14 protein-coding genes are annotated in these 19,107 nt (G+C 74.1%); 8 read left to right on the top strand and 6 right to left on the bottom strand.

The genetic code is table 11. The features are described from left to right. Positions 1 to 81: 81 nt before the first annotated feature. The 3 genes from IEZ10_RS25610 to IEZ10_RS25600 form a co-directional block, all read right to left on the bottom strand. Positions 82 to 1,488 carry an RNB domain-containing ribonuclease gene (locus IEZ10_RS25610; RefSeq protein WP_189249083.1) on the bottom strand — a complete coding sequence of 469 codons (1,407 nt, stop codon included), beginning with the start codon at positions 1,486 to 1,488 and terminating at the stop codon, positions 82 to 84. 357 nt (positions 1,489 to 1,845) lie between these two features. Beyond that, complete coding sequence (locus tag IEZ10_RS25605; protein WP_189249082.1) at positions 1,846 to 2,754, bottom strand: 5'-3' exonuclease; 909 nt, start codon at positions 2,752 to 2,754, stop codon at positions 1,846 to 1,848. Between the two features lie 88 nt (positions 2,755 to 2,842). Continuing rightward, on the bottom strand, positions 2,843 to 4,072 hold the full coding sequence (locus tag IEZ10_RS25600; RefSeq protein WP_229811639.1) for a PP2C family protein-serine/threonine phosphatase: 1,230 nt from the start codon (positions 4,070 to 4,072) through the stop codon (positions 2,843 to 2,845). Positions 4,073 to 4,306: 234 nt separating this feature from the next. Here IEZ10_RS25600 and IEZ10_RS25595 point away from each other — a divergent pair, with 234 nt between their 5' ends. Together IEZ10_RS25595 and IEZ10_RS25590 are read left to right on the top strand one after the other, a co-directional pair. Continuing rightward, a complete protein-coding gene (locus IEZ10_RS25595; RefSeq protein ID WP_189249080.1) occupies positions 4,307 to 5,422 on the top strand; it encodes a M24 family metallopeptidase in 1,116 nt (371 codons plus the stop codon). 74 nt (positions 5,423 to 5,496) lie between these two features. Then, on the top strand, positions 5,497 to 6,642 hold the full coding sequence (locus IEZ10_RS25590) for an acyl-CoA dehydrogenase family protein (protein ID WP_189249079.1): 1,146 nt from the start codon (positions 5,497 to 5,499) through the stop codon (positions 6,640 to 6,642). Between the two features lie 54 nt (positions 6,643 to 6,696). On the opposite strand, the gene IEZ10_RS25585 is transcribed toward IEZ10_RS25590, so the two are convergent. Next, positions 6,697 to 7,518 carry a hypothetical protein gene (locus IEZ10_RS25585; RefSeq protein ID WP_189249078.1) on the bottom strand — a complete coding sequence of 274 codons (822 nt, stop codon included), beginning with the start codon at positions 7,516 to 7,518 and terminating at the stop codon, positions 6,697 to 6,699. A 483-nt stretch (positions 7,519 to 8,001) separates the two neighbouring features. Further along, the gene (locus tag IEZ10_RS25580; RefSeq protein ID WP_189249077.1) at positions 8,002 to 9,417 is read right to left on the bottom strand and encodes a dihydrolipoyl dehydrogenase family protein; all 1,416 of its coding nucleotides are present in this window, start codon (positions 9,415 to 9,417) and stop codon (positions 8,002 to 8,004) included. A gap of 192 nt (positions 9,418 to 9,609) precedes the next feature. Between IEZ10_RS25580 and IEZ10_RS25575 the strand changes: the two genes are divergently transcribed. The 6 genes from IEZ10_RS25575 (at position 9,610) to IEZ10_RS25550 (ending at position 18,543) form a co-directional block, all read left to right on the top strand. Beyond that, entirely contained in the window at positions 9,610 to 11,439 is a 1,830-nt protein-coding gene (locus IEZ10_RS25575) for a sensor histidine kinase (protein WP_189249076.1), read from the top strand. 77 nt (positions 11,440 to 11,516) lie between these two features. Then, a complete protein-coding gene (locus IEZ10_RS25570) occupies positions 11,517 to 11,984 on the top strand; it encodes an Lrp/AsnC family transcriptional regulator (protein ID WP_189249075.1) in 468 nt (155 codons plus the stop codon). 437 nt (positions 11,985 to 12,421) lie between these two features. Continuing rightward, on the top strand, positions 12,422 to 14,749 hold the full coding sequence (locus IEZ10_RS25565) for a HelD family protein (RefSeq protein ID WP_189249074.1): 2,328 nt from the start codon (positions 12,422 to 12,424) through the stop codon (positions 14,747 to 14,749). Positions 14,750 to 15,340: 591 nt separating this feature from the next. Continuing rightward, entirely contained in the window at positions 15,341 to 17,017 is a 1,677-nt protein-coding gene (gene lnt, locus IEZ10_RS25560; protein WP_189249073.1) for an apolipoprotein N-acyltransferase, read from the top strand. Beyond that, on the top strand, positions 17,017 to 17,760 hold the full coding sequence (locus IEZ10_RS25555) for a polyprenol monophosphomannose synthase (protein ID WP_189249072.1): 744 nt from the start codon (positions 17,017 to 17,019) through the stop codon (positions 17,758 to 17,760). Before lnt ends, IEZ10_RS25555 begins: the two co-directional genes overlap by 1 nt. A 186-nt stretch (positions 17,761 to 17,946) precedes the next feature. Next, positions 17,947 to 18,543, top strand: coding sequence for an FxsA family protein (locus IEZ10_RS25550; RefSeq protein WP_189249071.1), 597 nt, complete (start codon positions 17,947 to 17,949; stop codon positions 18,541 to 18,543). A 78-nt stretch (positions 18,544 to 18,621) separates the two neighbouring features. Here IEZ10_RS25550 and IEZ10_RS25545 read toward each other — a convergent pair whose 3' ends face one another. Then, entirely contained in the window at positions 18,622 to 19,062 is a 441-nt protein-coding gene (locus tag IEZ10_RS25545) for an SRPBCC family protein (RefSeq protein ID WP_189249070.1), read from the bottom strand. Positions 19,063 to 19,107: the final 45 nt, after the last annotated feature.

The raw sequence follows: 19,107 nt of genomic DNA, 5'->3' as shown, positions 1-19,107 counted from the left end.
GCTCCGCCGCGGGAGGACCCGTCACCTGAAGGCCGCGCCCGGTGATCCGGACGCGGCCTTCGTGACGCCGGGGCTACGCCACTACGCCACGCTGAACCGGACCTCCCGGGTCGCCGGGTCGGCGCGGGTCAGTCGTACCCGGACGGCCTCGCCCAGCGGCAGCCGCTCGCCGTCGCAGCGGGCCACCACCGCCGGGCCGGTGACCTGGACCACGCCGGACTCCCCGTCGTCGGCCACGTCGATCACCACCGCGTCGAACGTCTGCCCCACCCGGTCGCGCAGCACGAACGCCTCCACCAGGTCCACGCAGGCACGCTCGGCGGCGCCCGCCCGCCGCCCGGTGGCCTGCATGATGTCCGGCAGCTCGCCCATGACCGCCTGGATCCCCTCCGGCACCGGCTCGCCCGCGGCGACCGCCAGGCAGATCTCGGTGGCGTAGCGGTCGACGAGCCGCCGCAGCGGCGCGGTCACGTGCGCGTACGGCGCCGCCACCGCGGCGTGCTCCGCCTGCCGGGGCGGCTCGCCGTTGAAGGCGACGTACCCGGCGCCACGCAGCAGCACCGTGGACTCCCGCAGGAACGCGGCGTGCTCGGGGACCTTCGGGTCCAGGCCGTGCACCACGTCGCCGTATGAGGCGTCCTCCGGCCAGGACACGCCCAGAGCGGCGGCGGCCCGGCGCATCCGGGCGACCTCCTCGGCCGGCGCGGGCGGCAGCACCCGCAGCAGGCCGATCTCGGCGTCCAGCATCATCGAGGCGGCGGCCATGCCGGTCAGCAGCGAGATCTGGGCGTTCCACGTCTCGGCGTCGAGTGAGGCGCGCAGCTCCACCCGGTAGCCGTCCCCGTCGGGGACGACCTCCTGCTCGGGGGTGGGCAGGCTGACCCCGCCGCGGTCGCGCTCCAGCGCGAGACGGAGCCGGCCGATCTCGGCCAGCAGCCGCAGCGTGCCGTCGGCGGTGCCGGTGTCCACCGCGGCCTGCACGTAGTCGTAGTCGAGCCGCTCGCGGCTGCGCACCAGCGCCCGGGTCACGTCGGCGCCCACGATCCGGCCGTCGGAGTCGAGGTCGACGCACCACAGCGCGGCCGAGCGCGTCACCCCGGGCAGCAGGCTGGCCGCGCCCTCCGACAGCACGGGCGGGTGCAGCGGCACCCGCCCGTCGGGCAGGTAGACGGTCTCGCCGCGCTCGCGGGCCTCCAGGTCGATCGCGCCGCCGGGCCGCACGAACGCCCCGACGTCGGCGACGGCGTACCAGACGCGGTAACCGCCGGGCCGCTCCTCCAGGTGCATCGCCTGGTCCAGGTCCATGGAGCCGGACGGGTCGATGGTGATGAACGGCAGGTCGGTGCGGTCCAGCTCCGGCAGGACGGGCGCCTGGGTCACCCATTCGGCCTCGTCGATCACGGCGCGGGGGAACTCCTCGGGAAGCCGCAGCTCCCGGCGGATCCGCTCGAAACCATCGTCGAGCCGCGGATGGGGCTCTTCGGGCATCCGTATGGTTCTGGGGGACACGGGGGCCAACCTATCGTTCACCGTCGCGCCGGCCGCACCGGAGCGCGGCGCGGGACCGGCGGGCCGACGCGGGCCGGCGGCGGGGCCGGTGGCCGCGCCGGAGGCGGTGGATCCTGGCATCTCGACGTCCTTCGGGTGCGGGGTCGAAGGACACGCCTTCCCCGCCGCGCCCCGATGATGCCCACCGCACCCGTCTCCGCCAGGCCGCCGTACGGCCGTCCCGCCGCGGGCGGGTGCGGTGGGACGGGGGCGCGGGCCCTCAGAGCACGACGGTACGGCGGCGCGAACCCTCAGCGCGGACGAGCGCGAACCCTCAGCGCAGGCGGGCGCGGACCCTCAGAGCACGGCGGACAGGCGCTTGAGCGGGCCGCGCAGGCCGTACCGCTCGGCCAGGGCGTCGAGCGCCTCCGGGTCGCGCGGCGCGGCGGGCAGGGACAGGTCGAGCTCCGGGACCGGCGCGTCGTGCGCCACCCGGACCACCGCGGGTGCGGCGCGCAGATAGTCGCGGGCCGCGGCGAGTTTGGCGCGCTGCCCGGCCGGCAGGTCGCCCGCGCCGTCGTCCAGGGCCGTGACCAGCGCCTCCAGCGAGCCGAACCGGGTGATCAGCGCGGCCGCCGTCTTGTCTCCGATCCCGGCGACGCCGGGCAGGCCGTCGCTGGGATCGCCGCGGAGCACGGCGAAGTCGGCGTAGGAGCGGCCCGGCACGCCGTACCGGGCGGACACCGCGGCCTCGTCGACGATCTGGAGGTTCTTGACGCCCCGCGCGGTGTACAGGACGCGGACGGGGCGGGCGTCGTCGACGAGCTGGAACATGTCGCGGTCACCGGTGACGATGTCCACCGGCCCGCGGGCCCGGGCGGTGAACGTGCCCATCACGTCGTCGGCCTCGTAGCCGGGCACCCCGACGCGGGCGATGCCGGCGGCGTCGAGCACCCGCTCGATCACCGGCACCTGCGGGGCCAGGGTGTCGGGGACCTCCTCGCCGCCGTCGGCGGCGAGCCGGTGCGCCTTGTAGGAGGGGATCGCCGCCACCCGGAAGGCCGGACGCCAGTCGGCGTCCATGCAGGCCACCAGCTCACCGGGGGAGTGCTCCCGGACCAGCATGGCGATCATGTCGATGAGCCCGCGGACGGCGTTGACCGGCATGCCGTCCGGCGCGGTCACCGACTCGGGGACTCCGTAGAAGGCACGGAAGTAAAGGGAGGGGGTGTCCAGCAAAAGAAGCTTCTGGGGATCGGTCGTCATGAGATCAGCATGCCCGTAAGTCGCCGGGGAACGGGAGACGCCGCTGCCGGTGGGCGTTTGGAAGCATCGGCTCGGACATGACGGCCGTTCAACCGGCCGGGGCGAACGCCAGCACGCAGACGTCGTCTTCGGGGTTGGGGCCGCCGACCGCCTCGACCAGCCGGTCGAGCCCGGCGGCCAGGCCGGCCCCGCGCAGCCCGGACAACCCGGCCGCCACCTCCAGCAGCAGCGCGACGCCGTCGTCGATGTCGCGGTCGCGCCGCTCCACGAGGCCGTCGGTGAACAGCAGCAGCAGGTCGTCCTCGCGCAACCGGATCTCGGCCGAGGCGTACGGCTCGGTGAGGGTGGCGCCGAGCAGCACCCCGTCGGGCGGGGCGAGCTGGACGGCCGTCCCGTCGCGGACCAGGACCGGCGCGGGGTGCCCGGCCTGGCTCCAGGTGAACACGCCGGTGGCCGGGTCGAGGTGGCCGGCGACGGCGGTCGCGGTGGCCTCGGCCATCCGGTGCGTCACCAGGTGATTGAGCCACGACAGCAGCCGGCCGACCGGCTCGCCGGTCATCGCCAGGGCCGCCAGCGCGTGCCGCAGCACGGTCATCTCCGCGGCGGCGGGCAGGCCGTGCCCGGACACGTCGCCGACGGCCAGCAGGATCCGGCCGTCCGGCAGGGGGACGGCGTCGTGCCAGTCGCCGCCGAGGCCGTCCTCGGCGCCGGCCGGGTGGTAGCGCGTCTCGATCCGCGCACCGGGCAGGCCGGACGGGGAGGCGGGGCCGGGCAGCAGCGCCTCGCACAGGGCCTCGCTCTGCCGCCGCTCCCGGGTCGCCCGGCCGAGGAGCTCACCCAGCCGGCGCCGCGCCTCGGTGATGCCATGCTCGGCCCGGCGGTGGCCGGTGACGTCCTGGATCACGCCGTGCACGGCGGTGCGCCCGCCGGCCGCCACGGGGTCCAGGGCCGCCCGCAGGTTGCGGATCTCGCCCCGGCGGCGGATGCGGAACTCGGTCTCGCCCGGCTCGGCCCGGTGCACGACGGACCGCAGCAGGCGGTCCAGGCCGGCCCGGTCGCCTGTCTCGACGTGGGAGGCCAGGTCCGCCAGGCGGATGGGCCCCTCGCCGGGATCGCGGCCGAAGATGGCGTACACCCGGTCGGACCAGATGGTCTCCCCGGTCTGGAGATTCCATTCGGCCCAGCCGAGATCGCCCAGCCGTTCGGCCTGTGCCAGCCGGACGCTGAGGAGGTGATGTTCGACGGCCAGGTGCTCGTCCGGCTCTTCCCGCGGGCGCCGCGTCGTGTCGGTCGTGGTCAGCGGGGCGGAACCGGTCACGTGGTCGTTTCGTGGGTGGAGGGGGGGCTGGTGGCCGCCCACTACGCCGACCATTTAGCTCGCTCTCGAGATGTGAGGTCTTGCGGACATTCTATTGACAAATTGTGATCGTGCTTCAACGGAGTGTAGTGATGTCATCGCGATCCGGGTGGGGTTTCCCGGGCTTTCCCGCACTTTCCTTGGTGCTCCGGGGCCGGATGCGTCGTTCGTCCTTCCGGTACTAGATTGGGCGGTGTGACAACGGAGTCTGCTGACCTGTATCCCGTTACCCGCCTGGCCGACGCCCAGCGGGCGACCGCCGCCGCCGGGCTCGGCGCGCTGCTTCTGACGCCCGGCCCCGACCTGCGGTACGTGACCGGCTACGACGCGCTGCCGCTGGAGCGGCTCACCTGCCTGGTGCTGCCGGCCGAGGGTGACGCCTTCCTCGTGGTGCCCCGTCTGGAGCTGCCCGCCGCCGAGCACTCCCCGGCCTCCCGGCTGGGCGTCGAGTTCGTGCCCTGGGACGAGACCGACGACCCGTACGCGGCGATCGGGGCCCGGCTGGGCGGGGTCTCCCGGGTCGGCCTGGCCGACCGCATGTGGGCGATGCAGTCGCTGCGCTTCCGCGACGCGCTCCCCGGTGCCGAGCAGGTGCTCGCCGGGACGGTCCTGCGGGGGCTGCGCATGCGCAAGAGCCCGGCCGAGGTGGCCGCGCTGCGCGAGGCGGGCGCCGCCATCGACGCCGTCCACGCCCAGGTGCCCGGGTTCCTGCGGGCCGGCCGTACCGAGAGGGAGGTCGGGCGGGACATCGCCGAGGCGATCGTCGCCGCCGGTCACACGACCGTCGACTTCGTCATCGTCGGCTCCGGCCCCAACGGCGCCAGCCCGCACCACGAGCTGTCGGACCGGGTCATCCAGCCCGGGGAGCCGGTCGTGGTGGACATCGGGGGCCAGATGCCCAGCGGCTACTGCTCCGACTCCACCCGGGTCTACTGCGTCGGGGAGCCCCCGGCCGACTTCGTCAAGTACTACGACGTGCTCCAGCGCGCCCAGGAGGCCGCCTGCCGGGCGGTACGGCCCGGCGTCGCGTGCGAGGCCATCGACGCCGCCGCGCGGGAGGTGATCGCCGAGGAGGGCTACGGCGAGTACTTCATCCACCGCACCGGCCACGGCATCGGCCTGGAGACCCACGAGGAGCCCTACATCGTCGCGGGCAACGCCGAGCCGATGGCGCCGGGCTTCGCCTTCTCCGTCGAGCCGGGCATCTATCTCCCCGGCGCCCACGGCGCCCGCATCGAGGACATCCTCGTCTGCACCGAGGAGGGCGGCGAGCGGGTCAACCACCGGCCTCGTGAACTCGTCATCGTGTAACAAGTGTCACAATCGGGGTGGCCGGTGAACCCGGTCACCCTTTTTGTCGCTCTCGCCCATGACCTGGAGCGGATATGACCGTTGAACGTGTTCTGCCGACCGCCGAGGCCCACGACCTGATCGACCTGGTCCGCGAACTCGCCGGCAAGGAGGTCGCGCCCCGGGCCGCGGCCGACGAGGCCACCGGGCGCTTCCCCCGGGAGGTCTTCACCACCCTGGGCCGCTCCGGCCTCCTCGGGCTGCCCTACCCCGAGGAGCACGGCGGCGCGGCGCAGCCGTACGAGGTCTACCTCCAGGTGATCGAGGAGCTGGCTGCCGGATGGCTGGCGGTCGGCCTCGGCCTGTCGGTGCACACCCTGTCGTGCTTCCCGGTCGCCGCCTACGGCACCGACGCCCAGCGCGCGGAGCTGCTGCCGGAGATGCTCGGCGGCGAACTGCTGGGCGCCTACTGCCTGTCGGAGCCCCACTCCGGCTCCGACGCCGCCGCCCTGACCACCCGGGCCGCGCGCGACGCCGACGGCTACACCGTGGACGGGGTCAAGGCGTGGATCACCCACGGCGGCGCCGCCGACTTCTACACGCTCATGGCCCGCACCTCGCCCGACGGGGCCCGCGGCATCTCCTGCTTCCACGTCCCGGCCGGCACGCCGGGCCTGTCGTTCGGCGAGCCCGAGCGGAAGATGGGCATGAAGTCCTCGCCGACGGCCCAGGTCCGCTTCGACGCGGCGCGGCTCGGCCCCGACGCCCTGGTCGGCTCCGAGGGCGAGGGCTTCCGCATCGCCATGGCCGCCCTGGACGGCGGGCGGCTCGGCATCGCCGCCTGCGCGGTGGGCGTGGCCCAGGCCGCCTTCGACGCCGCCGCCTCCTACGCCAGGGAGCGGCGGCAGTTCGGCTCGCGGATCGCCGACTTCCAGGGCGTCGGCTTCATGCTCGCCGACATGGCCACCCGGATCGCCGCCGCGCGGGCCCTCTACCTGGACGCCGCCCGGCTGCGCGACGCCGGTCGGCCGTACGGCACGCAGGCCGCCATGGCCAAGCTGTTCGCCACCGACATGTGCATGAACGTCACCACCGACGCGGTGCAGGTGCTCGGCGGCTACGGCTACGTCGAGGACTTCCCGGTCGAGCGGTACATGCGCGAGGCGAAGGTGCTGCAGATCGTCGAGGGCACCAACCAGGTCCAGCGCCTGGTCATCAGCAGGGCCGTCGCCAAGGGCTGATCAGGGGAAGGCCCGGACCCTCCCGGCCGCCGGCGGCCCCGGCGGCCCTCCCGGTCAGCCGAACAGGGGCAGGACGGAGAGGACGACCACGCAGAGGGCGGCGCAGATCAAGGTGACGGCGGCGGTGCGGACCCGCGCCGCCGCGGTCGGCCGCAGGATGACCGGCAACGCCAGGCCCATGACCGCCAGGGCCGCGAGCGACCACGGAACCGCGAGGGAGCCCACGCGGTCCAGCAGCTCCGCCGACCGGAGCTCCTGGGCGAACCGGGCCAGCAGCACCCCGCTGAGCGCTCCCACCACGAGATCGCCGCACCGGCCGGGACGGCGGCAGAGATGCCCGGTCAGGCCGAAGGCGATCAGCACGACGGCCAGCGCCGCCATCTCCCAGCCGATGCCCCCGGTGTCTCCGGTGCCGCCGGGGACGAGCGGGGTCTGGTGGTCGAGCGCGTGAGCCGTCATGTGACCGGCCGCGATGCCCGCCCCGGTGAGACAGCCGGTCAGCAGGGCCCAGCCGGGCCGGGAGATGCCGCGCGTCATGGCCAGGATCAGCACGCCGTACAGGTAGGGGTCGTAGAAGGCCACGACATGCGCGGGCAGCGCACCGGCGGCCGTCCGGCCGGCCAGGGAGAGGGCCATGCCCAGCGTCAGGCCCGCCAGCATCCGGCCGATGACGGCCCGCTCCCGCCGATCCAGCATCCGGAAGTCAGGCTCGGGAGAGGCGGGCGGCAGGACCGGGGCCGGACGGCCCGCCTCCGGGACGAAGAAGTACGGGTCCGGCGGCGGAAGATCGGACCCCGGGGAGGAGCGCCGATCCGACGCCGGGAGAGCCGACTCCCGGAGCGCGGGCCGCCCCGCCGCGTCATCGCTCGTCCCCATGCGGCGACCTCACCTCCCCGGGCGTCACGGAACCTCACCTATACGGTTGTAATTCCGCATGTTGCTCGTGGGTGGTGTCAGAAAAATCGCAAAACTTATCTAAATATGCGACTGTGTTCATGGCGACACTTCGTGTCGCGGCTCGGGGGCTCAGACCCGGTGTCTTCCCTCGTCACTGCGTCGCTTCGCTCCTGCGTTCCTCGGTCCAGACACCGGCGCCCCCTCGCGGGCTCATGGCGACGCTTCGTGTCGCGGCTCGGGGGCTCAGACCCGGTGTCTTCCCTCGTCACTGCGTCGCTTCGCTCCTGCGTTCCTCAGTCCAGACACCGGCGCCCCCTCGCGGGCTCATGGCGACGCTTCGTGTCGCGGCTCGGGGGCTTGAGCCCGGTGTCTTCCCTCGTCACTGCGTCGCTTCGCTCCTGCGTTCCTCAGTCCAGACACCGGCGCCCCTCGCGGGTCCGGACGCCGGCGCCTCCTTGCGGGTCAGAGGCCGTATTCCTCCAGGAGGCGGAGCCAGACCTCGCTGACCGTGGGGAAGGACGGCACGGCGTGCCACAGCCGGTCGAGGGGCACCTCGCCGGTCACCGCGATCGTCGCCGAGTGCAGCAGCTCGGCGACGCCCGCGCCGACGAAGGTCACCCCGAGCAGGACGCGGCGCCGCTCGTCCACCACCGCCTTCGCCCGTCCCCGGTAGTCCTCGCCGAGCAGGTAAGCCCCGGTCACCGAGGCCAGGTCGTACTCCACCACGCGCACGTCGAACCCCGCGGAGCGGGCGGCGGCCTCGGTCCGGCCGACCGCGCAGACCTGCGGGTCGGTGAAGACCACCTGGGGCGCGCCGAGGGAGTCGGCGACGGCGCGCAGCCCCGGCAGGTCGTCGCGGTCGCCCCGGACCCGCGCCGCGATCACGTCGCCGCACACCCGCGCCTGGTACTTGCCCATGTGGGTGAGGAGGTTGCGGCCGTTGACGTCGCCCACCGCGTACAGCCAGCCCTCGGGGACCCCGGTGGCGCGCATGCTGTCGTCGACCTCCACCGGGCCCTTCTCGGGCAGGCCCACGGTGCCGAGGCCGAGGTCGCCGGTCGCGGGCCGGCGACCGGTGGCCATCAGCAGCTCGTCGGCCGTGATCGGCGGGCCCTCGCTCAGGTGGACGGTCACCGGGCCGCCCGGTACGGACCGCTCCACCTTCGTCACCTCGACGCCGAAGCGGACGTCGACGCCGCCGTCGGCCAGCGAGTCGCGCAGCAGCTCCCCGGCGAACGGCTCCATCCGGTCCAGCAGCGAGCGGCCCCGCACCAGCATCGTCGTCTCCTCGGCGCCCAGCCCGTGCATGGCCTGCGTCATCTCGCAGGCCACCACGCCGCCGCCCACCACGACGAGCCGCTTCGGGATCTTCTGCGCGACGGTCACCTCGTGGCTCGTCCAGGGGGCCGCCTCCCGCAGACCGGGGATGGGCGGGAGCGCCGCCCGGCTGCCGGTGGCCAGCACGACCGCGTGCCGGGCGGTCAGCAGGCGGACGGCACCGCCGGGAGCGGTCACCTCGACCCGCAGCGGCCCGCTCAGCCGCCCCCGGCCCCGTACGAACTCCGCGGGCACGCTCTTGATCCACTTCACCTGCCCGGCGTCGTCGAGGTGCGAGACTGCCTCGTCGCGCCGGGCGAGCACCGCGGCGACGTCCAGGGGTCCGGTGGACATGCCGGGCACCCGGCGGACGTCGGCGGCCAGCTCCACCGGGCGCAGCAGCGCCTTGCTGGGCACGCACGCCCAGTAGGAGCACTCACCGCCGGCGAGGTCCTCCTCCACCACCGCGGCGCTCAGCCCCCCGCGGACGGCCCGGGCCGCGACGTTCTCCCCGGCGGGGCCGGCCCCTATCACGATCACGTCGAACTCGTCGGACACCATTACCTCCACGGGACGCGTGCGCCGTCGTACGGCGGCGATCGCACCAGCTTCCCACCCTGCCGCCGGTACGTCCTGCCTGCCCCCGGACTCGCCCGCCCGGATCGGGTACGGCGGAGGCCGCCCGTTCCGGTATCTTTCGTCAGCCGTTGTGTTCCCCGGCCCCGGCGGGCCGGATCCCTGAGATGAGACGTCATGACCTCCGACCAGGCGCGCGCCGCCCGTTCCCGGCATGGCCGCTGGAACGCGCAGACATGGTTCAACGTCGTGCTGCTCGCCATGGCCGTGCTGCTCGCCGTGTCCGCGGTGTTCGGCGCGAGCGTGCTGCGCACCGCGGCTCAGGCGTCCGACCGGCTCATCGACCAGATCACGGTGGGCAGGCTCCAGGCCGAGCGCATGCAGACGAGTCTGGTCAACCAGGAGACCGGCCTGCGGGGCTTCGTCATCTCCGGCAAGGAGGAGTTCCTCCAGCCGTACGAGGACGGCCTGAGCGCCCAGCGGGCCGCCGCGGCGCAGGTGCGGATGGTGGCGTCGGGGGAGAAGGTGCTGGACCGGCTGGAGTCGGTCGAGCGGCTGAGCGAGCGGTGGCGCTCCGAGTACGCCGAGCCGATGATCGCCGCCGTACGGCGCGGCGGCCCCTCGGCCGTGTCCCAGGTGCGGGCCGAGGAGAGCAAGACCGCCTTCGACGCGGTCCGCCGCGCGCTCAACGAGCAGAACGCCGCCTGGAGCGCGGTCAGGGACCGCGCCCGCGTCGAGCTGGAGCGGACTCGCACGACCCGCGACACCACCTTCTTCATCATCCTGGCCGCCTTCCTCCTGACGATCATCACGGTCGCGGTGCTGCTGCGGGTGGCGGTGTTCCGCCCCCTGGCGCGCCTGGGCGAGGCGTCCCGCCGGGTCACCGGGGGCGACTTCTCCCATCACGTCGACACCGGCGGCCCGGCCGACCTGGCGGCGCTGTCGAGCGACATGGAGGCGATGCGGCTGCGGATCGTCACCGAGCTGGAGGAGGCCCGCGGCTCCCGGCAGCAACTCGCAGCCCAGGCCGAGGAGCTGAAACGATCCAACGCCGAGCTGGAGCAGTTCGCCTACGTCGCCTCCCACGACCTGCAGGAGCCGCTGCGCAAGATCGCCTCCTTCTGCCAGATGCTCCAGCAGCGCTACGCCGACCAGCTCGACGAGAGGGCGAACACCTACATCGACTTCGCCGTCGACGGCGCCAAGCGCATGCAGGTGCTCATCAACGAGCTGCTCACCTTCTCCCGGGTGGGCCGCGTCCGCCAGGAGCCGGTCCCGGCCGGCCTGAACGAGATGATCGGTCACGCGCTGGCCAACCTCGCGGCGGCCGTGGAGGAGTCGGACGCCGAGATCGAGGTGGGGGACCTGCCGGTGGTCGTCGGCGACCGCACCCAGCTGGTGATGCTCTGGCAGAACCTGATCGGCAACTCCCTGAAGTTCCGCACCCCCGGCAGACGGCCGCACATCCGGATCGAGGCCGAGAGGAGCGACGGGGAGTGGCGGATCTCCCTGACCGACAACGGGATCGGAATCCCGGCCCACTTCGCCGACAAGATCTTCGTGATCTTCCAGCGGCTGCACCACCGGGACGCCTACGAGGGCACCGGGATCGGACTGGCTCTCTGCCGGAAGATCGTCGAGCAGCACCAGGGCAGGATCTGGCTGGACACCGAGTACACCGAGGGCGCCCGTTTCGTCCTCACCCTGCCGGTCGCCGACGTCCCGGACGCGCCGGGAACCCCGGACGCCTCCGGCGGAGAGGCCGGAACCGGGCGGAAGGACGCCTCGGCACCGTCTCCCGGCAGGACTCCCGCGTCCCCCGGCGAGGCCGCGAACGCGTCCCCCGGGGAGACCGCGAAACCCTCCGCCGGGGTTCCGGCGGACGGGAAGGCGGCGCGGGCGGAAGCCGGCGGCCCGGAGGGCCCGGAACCCTCGCGCGACTCGGAAGGCTCGCACGACCCGCACGGCTCGGAGGACGCCGAAGGCGCGCGGGCCGAGACCGACTGAGGCGCGGGCGGCGTTGGGACCATGACGTGACCGGAGGACGGCGCGGGAGACCGCCGGGTGCCGATACCGTTGACCGGGTGGAGGAGATCGACCGCCGAATCGTGACATTACTGGCGAGTGACGGCCGGATGAGTTTCACCGACCTCGCCAAGGAGACCGGGTTGTCGGTGTCGGCGGTGCACCAGCGGGTGCGTCGGCTGGAGAAACGCGGGGTGGTGCGGGGGTACGCCGCGCTGGTCGACTACGAGGCGATCGGGCTCCCGCTGACCGCGTTCGTGTCCATCAAGCCGATCGACCCGGCCGCTGCCGACGACGCCCCCGACCGGCTGGCACACCTGGCCGCGATAGAGGCGTGCCACAGCGTCGCCGGTGACGAGAGCTACATCCTCAAGGTCAGGGTGGCGTCGCCGTCCGCGCTGGAGGAGCTGCTCAGCCAGATCCGCACCGCCGCCAACGTCTCGACCCGGACGACCGTCGTGCTGAGCACGCCGTACGAGCACCGGCCCCCGGAACCGGCGGGCGGCGGGCCCGGCGGGGACGCCTGACCTCGCCCGCCGAGGCTCATGAGGCCGCTGAGCCCCGTCGAGCCCCCGAGCGCCCCACGGAGTCCCGCCGGCCTCCCGGAAGCCCACCGGGAGTCCACAGGCCCCACGGAGTCCGCCGGGTCTCGCGGAGCCTCAGGGAGGCTTGCAGGGTCCCCGTCGCACCCTCCCGCCGGTGCGCGGCGGGGAAGCGCGGCTGACCGTACGGCGGGCGCGGGCGCGCGGCGGAAGGCGCGAGCGGGCCGTATGACGGGCGCGGCGTACGGGGGCATGCAATGGCCGGGGACGGCGGTGCGCGCGGCGGAGGGCGGGGGAGGTGCGAGTGGGGGGAGCGCGCTGGAACCGGCGGGGACGGAGGCGCCGAGACCAAGCTGTGATCGCGGTGTGGAGACGGGTTCCTCGACGAGGCTGCTAAGATGGCTGGCTGTCACAACAGCCAAATGAGCCCGGAGCATCCCATTAGCATCAACAATAATGGATCGGCGACCGTCCGTCAACACGAGGTCGCTCGGGAGCAGGAATACGTCTCCGCCCTCTACGAGCGGCTCGACGTGCTCCGCGAGCGCACCCAGCGCCAGTTGGACGAGGTGCTCGCGCAGGGCGGGAGCGGCGGCACGCACCAGAACCGCTCCGAGCGCGACAGCTTCGCCGGGATGTACGCCGAGCGCCTGGGCCGCCTGTGGGGCGTGGAGAACGGCCTGTGCTTCGGGCGGATCGACAAGACCGACCAGACCGCCCTCTACATCGGGCGCATCGGCCTGGCCGACGACGATCAGCGGCGGCTGCTGATCGACTGGCGGGCGCCGGTGGCCCAGCCGTTCTACGGCGCCACCCCCGCCGCGCCGATGGGCATCACCCGCCGCCGCCACCTGCAGACCAAGGGGCGCACGGTGGTCGGGGTGGACGACGACCTGCTCGACCTCGACGGCCTCACCGACGAGGACGTCGCCACCCTCAACGGCGAGGCGGCGCTGCTGGCCTCCCTCGGCGCCCGGCGGACCGGGCGGATGCGCGACATCGTGGCGACCATCCAGGCCGAGCAGGACCGCATCATCCGCTCCGACCTGGACGGCGTGCTGGTCGTGCAGGGCGGCCCCGGCACCGGCAAGACGGTGGTCGCCCTGCACCGGGCGGCCTACCTCCTCTACACCCACCGGGAACGGCTCGCCCGCCGGGGCGTGCTCATCCTGGGCCCCAACTCGACCTTCATGCGCTACATCGACCAGGTGCTCCCCTCGCTGGGCGAGACCGACGTGCTGCTGTCCACGGTCGCCGAGCTGTACCCCGGGCTCGTCCCCACGGTCCGGGAGCGCCCGGAGGTCGCCGAGGTCAAGGGCGACGCGCGCATGGTCCAGGTGGTGGCGCGGGCCGTACGGGAGCGGCAGCGGGTGCCGCGCAAGCCGGTCGACATCCGCCTCGACGGCCACACCCTCAGGCTCGACGGCCGGGCCCTGGAGGCGGCCCGCAACCGGGCGGCCCGCTCGGGCAGGCCGCACAACGAGGCCCGCGCGGTGTTCGTCCGCCACCTGCTCAACATCCTGGCCCGGCAGATGGCCAAGCAGCTCGGCAAGGGCGTGATCGACGACGACGAGCTGGCCGGCATCCGCGAGGACCTGCGCACCGAGCGGCCCGTCAAGGCCGCGCTGAACAGGCTGTGGCCCTACACCACCCCCCGCCAGCTCCTGGTCGGGCTGTTCACCTCGCGCGAGCGGCTGGAGTACGCCGCGGGCGGGCTGCTGGACGCCGCCGAGCGGGAGTTGCTGCTGCGCGAGCCGCCCCGGCGCGGCGAGGACTGGTGGGCCCCTTCCGACGTGCCGCTGCTGGACGAGGCCGCCGAGCTGCTCGGCGACATCGACCCGGCGGTGCTGCGGGCCGGGGCGTGGTTCGCCGAGGAGGAGCAGGCCCTGGCGCGGGCCGCCGCCCAGGACGAGCGGCAGCACCAGCTCACCTACGCCAGGGAGGTGCTGGAGCTGACCGGCCTGGCGGAGGTCATGGACGCCGAGAAGTTCGCCGCCCGCCACCTCGCCGACGAGGTGTACCTCACCACCGCCGAGCGCGCCGCGGCCGACCGGACCTGGGCGTTCGGCCACGTCATCGTGGACGAGGCCCAGGAGCTGTCGGCGATGGACTGGCGCATGGTGATGCGCCGCGTCCCCAGCCGGTCGATGACGATCGTCGGCGACCTGGCGCAGACGGGCTCCTCGGCGGGCGCCCGCTCCTGGGGCGACGTCCTCGACCCGTACGTCGCCGGGCGCTGGCGGCAGGAGACCCTCACGGTCAACTACCGCACCCCGGCCGAGCTGATGGCCGTGGCGGCGGAGGTGCTCGCCCTGGTCGGCCCCGGCCTGAGCGCGCCCACCTCGGTCCGCGAGACCGGCGCCCGGCCCTGGGCGGCCTCCCCGGCGGACCGCCTGCCCGGCCTGGTCGCCGCCGAGGTCGCCGAGGGGGGCCGCACGGTGGTGATCGTCCCGGAGACCGGCCGGGAGAAGTACGGCGAGCTCGTCACCGGGACGGTCCCGGGTGCGGTCGCCATGCCCGGGGCCGCCGCGCTGGACGCCCCGGCGGCGGTCCTGACCGTCGCCGAGGCCAAGGGCCTGGAGTTCGACACGGTCATCGTGGTGGATCCGGAGGCGATCCTGGGGGAGTCGCCACGCGGGGCCAGCGATCTTTACGTCGCCCTGACCAGGGCGACCCGCCGCCTTGGCGTCGTCCACGACGGCCCGCTGCCCGGGGCGCTCTCTCGACTTGAGGTACATCGGATCACATGAGACCATTGACGGCTCTCGCCGATCCTGTCCCAGCTGCGGAAACTTGATGTTTCCGCTGTTAGGGACACGGTTGACATCTGCGCTGGGGTCGGTAGTTTGCTGCCCAGTCCAGCACGGGACTGACCGGTTGGCCGCCTTTCGACATCGCCGCCTCCTGCGCCCGTGACGGGGGAGACCCCGTCCGTACAGCCAGGCGCAGGATCGGTGTTCCGTCGAGGCGGGGCACCCCTTCCGGGCGGGGGGTTGGACCCAGGAGGGGCCCGGGCACCCAGTAGACAACGGCAATCCGCGCCCGCCGCCGACGGGACGGAACCGGTCCGAAGGGCGGCCCGGGCCCTCTTCCCGCTCCCGTGCGAGCGCCGCAAGCGCCGGGGTGATCCCGCGGGCCTCCGTCCGCCCGGGGATCACCCCGTTGCCGTTTTCGAAGACCCGGGGTCCGTCCCGGGACGTTTCCCGGACCGTGGTTTCCTCGCCGTGCTCCGGGGACGGTACCGTTCGGGCTAGGAAAAGGGCCGGACGGGCCGGTCGGAGGGGCCGGGCGCCCGTTGCCCGCACAACGCCCGCACGACGCCCCGAAGGAGAGCCACGCCCGTGGTGCAGGAGAAGACGGCCGTCCCGCCTGCGGCCGCGCCGGGGGAGTCCCCCCGCCGGTGGGCCGCGCTCCTCTCGCATCCGGCGTCCGGCCGCGCCGCGGCGGCCGTCGCGGGCGGCCTGCTGCTGTTCCTGTCCTTCCCGCCGCTCGGGCTGTGGTTCCTCGCGCCCTTCGGCGTGGCGCTCGCCATGCTGGCGTCGTACGGCCTGCGCGCCCGCCGCGCCGTGTGGCCGGGCCTGCTGACCGGCCTCGTGTTCCTGCTGCCCGCGCTGCACTGGGCGAGCCCGATCGGGACCGACGCCTGGCTGGGCCTGACGGCCCTTGAGAGCCTGTTCTACGCGGCCTGGGCCGCCGGATCGGCCCTGGTGTCACGGCTGCCCCTGTGGCCCCTGTGGAGCGCCGCGCTGTGGGTGGCGATGGAGAAGGCCCGCGGATCGTTCCCGTTCGGCGGCTTCCCCTGGGTACGGCTGGCCTTCAGCCAGGGGGAGTCGGTCTTCACCCCGTACGCGGCCGTCGGAGGGGCCCCGCTGGTGGGCTTCGCGGTGGCGTTGTGCGGCGGGCTGCTCGCGCTGGCCGCGCTGCGGCTGCGGGCGGCGCGGCGGCCGGCGTCGCGGGCGGGGCGTGACCCGGAGGCGGGCCCGGGGCCGGGCGGGCGCCGGGGCGGGGCGCCGCTGGCGCTGGCGCTCGCCGGGGCGCTGGCCGTGCCGGCCGCGGCGTTCGCCGTGCCCCGCCACGGCGACGAGGGCCGGACGGTCCGGATCGGCGTCGTCCAGGGCAACGTCCCCGGCCGCGGCATGAACCCCCTCGGGAACGAGCCCGCGGTGGTGCTGGGCAACCACACCCGGATGCTCCACGAGATGGCCCGCGCCGTACGGGAGGGCCGGATGCCGAAGCCCGACCTGGTCGTGCTGCCGGAGAACTCCACCGACATCGACCCCTACCGCAGCGAGTTCGCCCGCCGCCAGATCGACGACGCCGTCAAGGACGTCGGGGTGCCCGTGCTGGTCGGCGCGGTGGTCGGGATCGGCGAGGACGGCCGGGCGACCCGCAGCATCGTGTGGGACCCGGTGACCGGGCCCGGGGCGTACTACGACAAGCAGAAGCTGGTCCCGTTCGGCGAGTACACCCCGCTCAAGGACCTCATGTTCGCCCTGTTCGAGCGGGCCGCCCTGGTCGGCAAGCAGTCGGTGCCCGGCACCCGCGACGGCGACCTCCGGGTCGGGCCGGTGACCGTCGGGGCGATCAACTGCTACGAGGTCGCCTACGACGGCGTCGTCGGCGACACCGCCAGGACCGGGGCCACCCCGCTGGTGGTGCAGACCAACAACGCGACCTACGCGCTGACGAACCTGCCGCCCCAGCAGCTCGCCATGTCGCAGCTGCGGGCGGTCGAGCACAACCGGGCGGTGCTGACCTCGGCGATCACCGGGATCTCCGCCCTGGTGAACCCGGGCGGCGAGGTCGTCTGGCGCACCGGCGAGCTGGTTCCCGCGATGGACGTGCTGACCGTCCCGGTCAGAACCGGGCAGACCATCGCAACCCGGGCTGGCGCGTTGCCCGAATGGATCTTAATACTTGTGGGTACGGGCGCGGTGGCCGCCGTCGCGGCGCGCCGGATCCGCAACCTTGCCCACGCCGCGGGCGGGAGGGACGAGCAGCAGGTGGGAGACGCGTGATGGAGCGGATGCCGGGCCGGGTGCTCGTCGTCGTGCCGACCTACAACGAGCGGGAGAACCTGCCGGCGATCGTGGGCAGGGTGCGCGCCGCGGTGCCCGAGGCGCACGTGCTGGTGGCCGACGACGCCAGCCCCGACGGCACCGGAGCGGTCGCCGACGAGCTGGCGGCCGGTGACGACCACGTCCACGTGCTGCACCGGCCGGGCAAGCAGGGTCTGGGCGCCGCCTACATCGCCGGGTTCCGCTGGGGCATGGCCGAGGGCTTCGACGTCCTGGTGGAGATGGACGCCGACGGCTCCCACCAGCCCGAGGAACTGCCCAAGCTGCTGGAGCGGCTGGCCGGCGGGGCCGACCTGGTGATCGGCTCGCGGTGGGTGCCCGGCGGCGAGGTGGTCAACTGGCCCGCCTCCCGCGAGTTCCTCTCGCGCGGCGCCAACGTCTACGCCCGGATGATGCTCGGCATCCCGGTCCGGGACGCCACCGCGGGCTTCCGCGCCTACCGCGCCGCCACCCTGGAGAAGATCGGCCTGGACGACGTGGAGTCGCAGGGCTACTGCTTCCAGGTGGACCTGACGCTGCGCACGGTCCGCCACGGCCTGCGCGTCGCCGAGGTGCCCATCGTGTTCGTGGAGCGCACCGCCGGGGTCAGCAAGATGAGCCGGGGCATCATGGTCGAGGCGTTCTGGCGGATCATGCAGTGGGGCCTGTCCGGGCTGCCCGGCCGCCTGCGCCGCTCGCGCTGAGCACCGGGCCGGCCGCCCGGGCGCCGGGCGCCCCCGCGCGGGCTCCGTGAGAACCCCGGGAGGATCTCCGGGGAACGTCAGGGAACATCCGGGAACATCAGGGGAACGTCAGGGGACACGGCGGAACGCGGCGACGCCCCGGCGCGTTGTCACAGTCGTACGGCTGTCACATGAGTTGAGGAAAAGATGCGCTTAGTGCTGTTCCTGCTTTTCCTGGTGGTTCCGGTCCTGGAGATCTGGGTCCTGATCCAGGCGGGGCAGGTCATCGGCGGCTGGCCCACGGTGGCCCTCCTGCTGGCGGACAGCCTTCTCGGCGCCTGGATCGTCCGCCGCGAGGGTCGCAGGGCGTGGCACGGCCTGCAGGAGGCGCTGCGCGACGGCCGGATGCCCGAGCGCGAGCTCGCCGACGGCGCCATGGTCGTCACGGGCGGCATGCTGCTGCTCACCCCGGGCTTCCTCACCGACATCGCGGGGCTCCTGTTCCTCCTGCCCCTCACCCGGCCGCTGGTCCGCCGCCTGGGAGCCTGGTTCTTCGCCCGCCGGGTCCGCAGCACCCTCGCCCGGTCGGCCGCCGGGCCGGGCCTCGGTTCGCCGTTCGGGCCGGGTTCTCCGTTCGGCGCGGGCTCGCCGTTCGGTACGGGCTCCGCGGGTTCGCCGTTCGGCGGGACCGGCGGCCAGGGTGGTCCGGGCGGCTCCGGCCCGGTGATCCACGGAGAGGTGATCCGCGACGAGCCGGGCCCCGGCCCGGTCCACGACTCACGCCGCGGCCTCACCGGCGGCTGATCCCGGCGGACGCGGGCCGGGCCCGCTCCACGGCGGGATCGTCCGGTCCGGCGGGCGCGCGGCCGCGGCCCGTCCGGGTCACCGGCGGCTGAGCCTGGCCAGGCGGCGCAGCGAGAACCGGAACAGCGCCGTGTTCAGCGGTTTGAGCAGGACCCAGCCCAGCCGCCCCGCCGCGCCGAGCGGCAGGTCCAGCTCCTCCTCCCAGACGATCGTGCTGCCCCCGCCGCGGGGCAGCACCCGGAAGACCCCGGTGCCGCGCACCAGCCCGCCGGTGTGCCGGACCTCGACGGTCCGCGGCGGGTCCCACCCGGTGATCTCCATGGTGTCGAGGAAGCCGAGGGGGCCGACGCCGGTGAAGGCCGCCAGGCGGCTCCCGGCGCTCCGGCCGTCGCCGCCGGTCACCCGGGCCCGGGTGAGGACCATCCACTCCCGGTGGCGCGGCCAGTCGGTCAGTACGGAGAACACCCGCTCGGGACCGGCGTCGGCGTCCACGGACACACCGATGCGACCGACGGTCATCGGAGGACGCCTCCGGCGGGGTGGAGGTCCCCGGGGCTCGTCTCA

Source organism: Streptosporangium pseudovulgare, assembly GCF_014648055.1.
Lineage (GTDB): Bacteria > Actinomycetota > Actinomycetes > Streptosporangiales > Streptosporangiaceae > Streptosporangium > Streptosporangium pseudovulgare.
This window is presented reverse-complemented; position numbering and strand designations above follow the sequence as displayed.

Coding starts and splice junctions, on each gene's coding strand:
- IEZ10_RS25585 (WP_189249078.1), bottom strand. CDS start 7,518: ATGGGGACGAGCGATGACGCGGCGGGGCGGCCCGCGCTCCGGGAGTCG.
- IEZ10_RS25605 (WP_189249082.1), bottom strand. CDS start 2,754: ATGACGACCGATCCCCAGAAGCTTCTTTTGCTGGACACCCCCTCCCTT.
- IEZ10_RS25580 (WP_189249077.1), bottom strand. CDS start 9,417: ATGGTGTCCGACGAGTTCGACGTGATCGTGATAGGGGCCGGCCCCGCC.
- IEZ10_RS25565 (WP_189249074.1), top strand. CDS start 12,422: ATGAGCCCGGAGCATCCCATTAGCATCAACAATAATGGATCGGCGACC.
- IEZ10_RS25590 (WP_189249079.1), top strand. CDS start 5,497: ATGACCGTTGAACGTGTTCTGCCGACCGCCGAGGCCCACGACCTGATC.
- IEZ10_RS25550 (WP_189249071.1), top strand. CDS start 17,947: ATGCGCTTAGTGCTGTTCCTGCTTTTCCTGGTGGTTCCGGTCCTGGAG.
- IEZ10_RS25575 (WP_189249076.1), top strand. CDS start 9,610: ATGACCTCCGACCAGGCGCGCGCCGCCCGTTCCCGGCATGGCCGCTGG.
- IEZ10_RS25610 (WP_189249083.1), bottom strand. CDS start 1,488: ATGCCCGAAGAGCCCCATCCGCGGCTCGACGATGGTTTCGAGCGGATC.
- IEZ10_RS25545 (WP_189249070.1), bottom strand. CDS start 19,062: ATGACCGTCGGTCGCATCGGTGTGTCCGTGGACGCCGACGCCGGTCCC.
- IEZ10_RS25555 (WP_189249072.1), top strand. CDS start 17,017: ATGGAGCGGATGCCGGGCCGGGTGCTCGTCGTCGTGCCGACCTACAAC.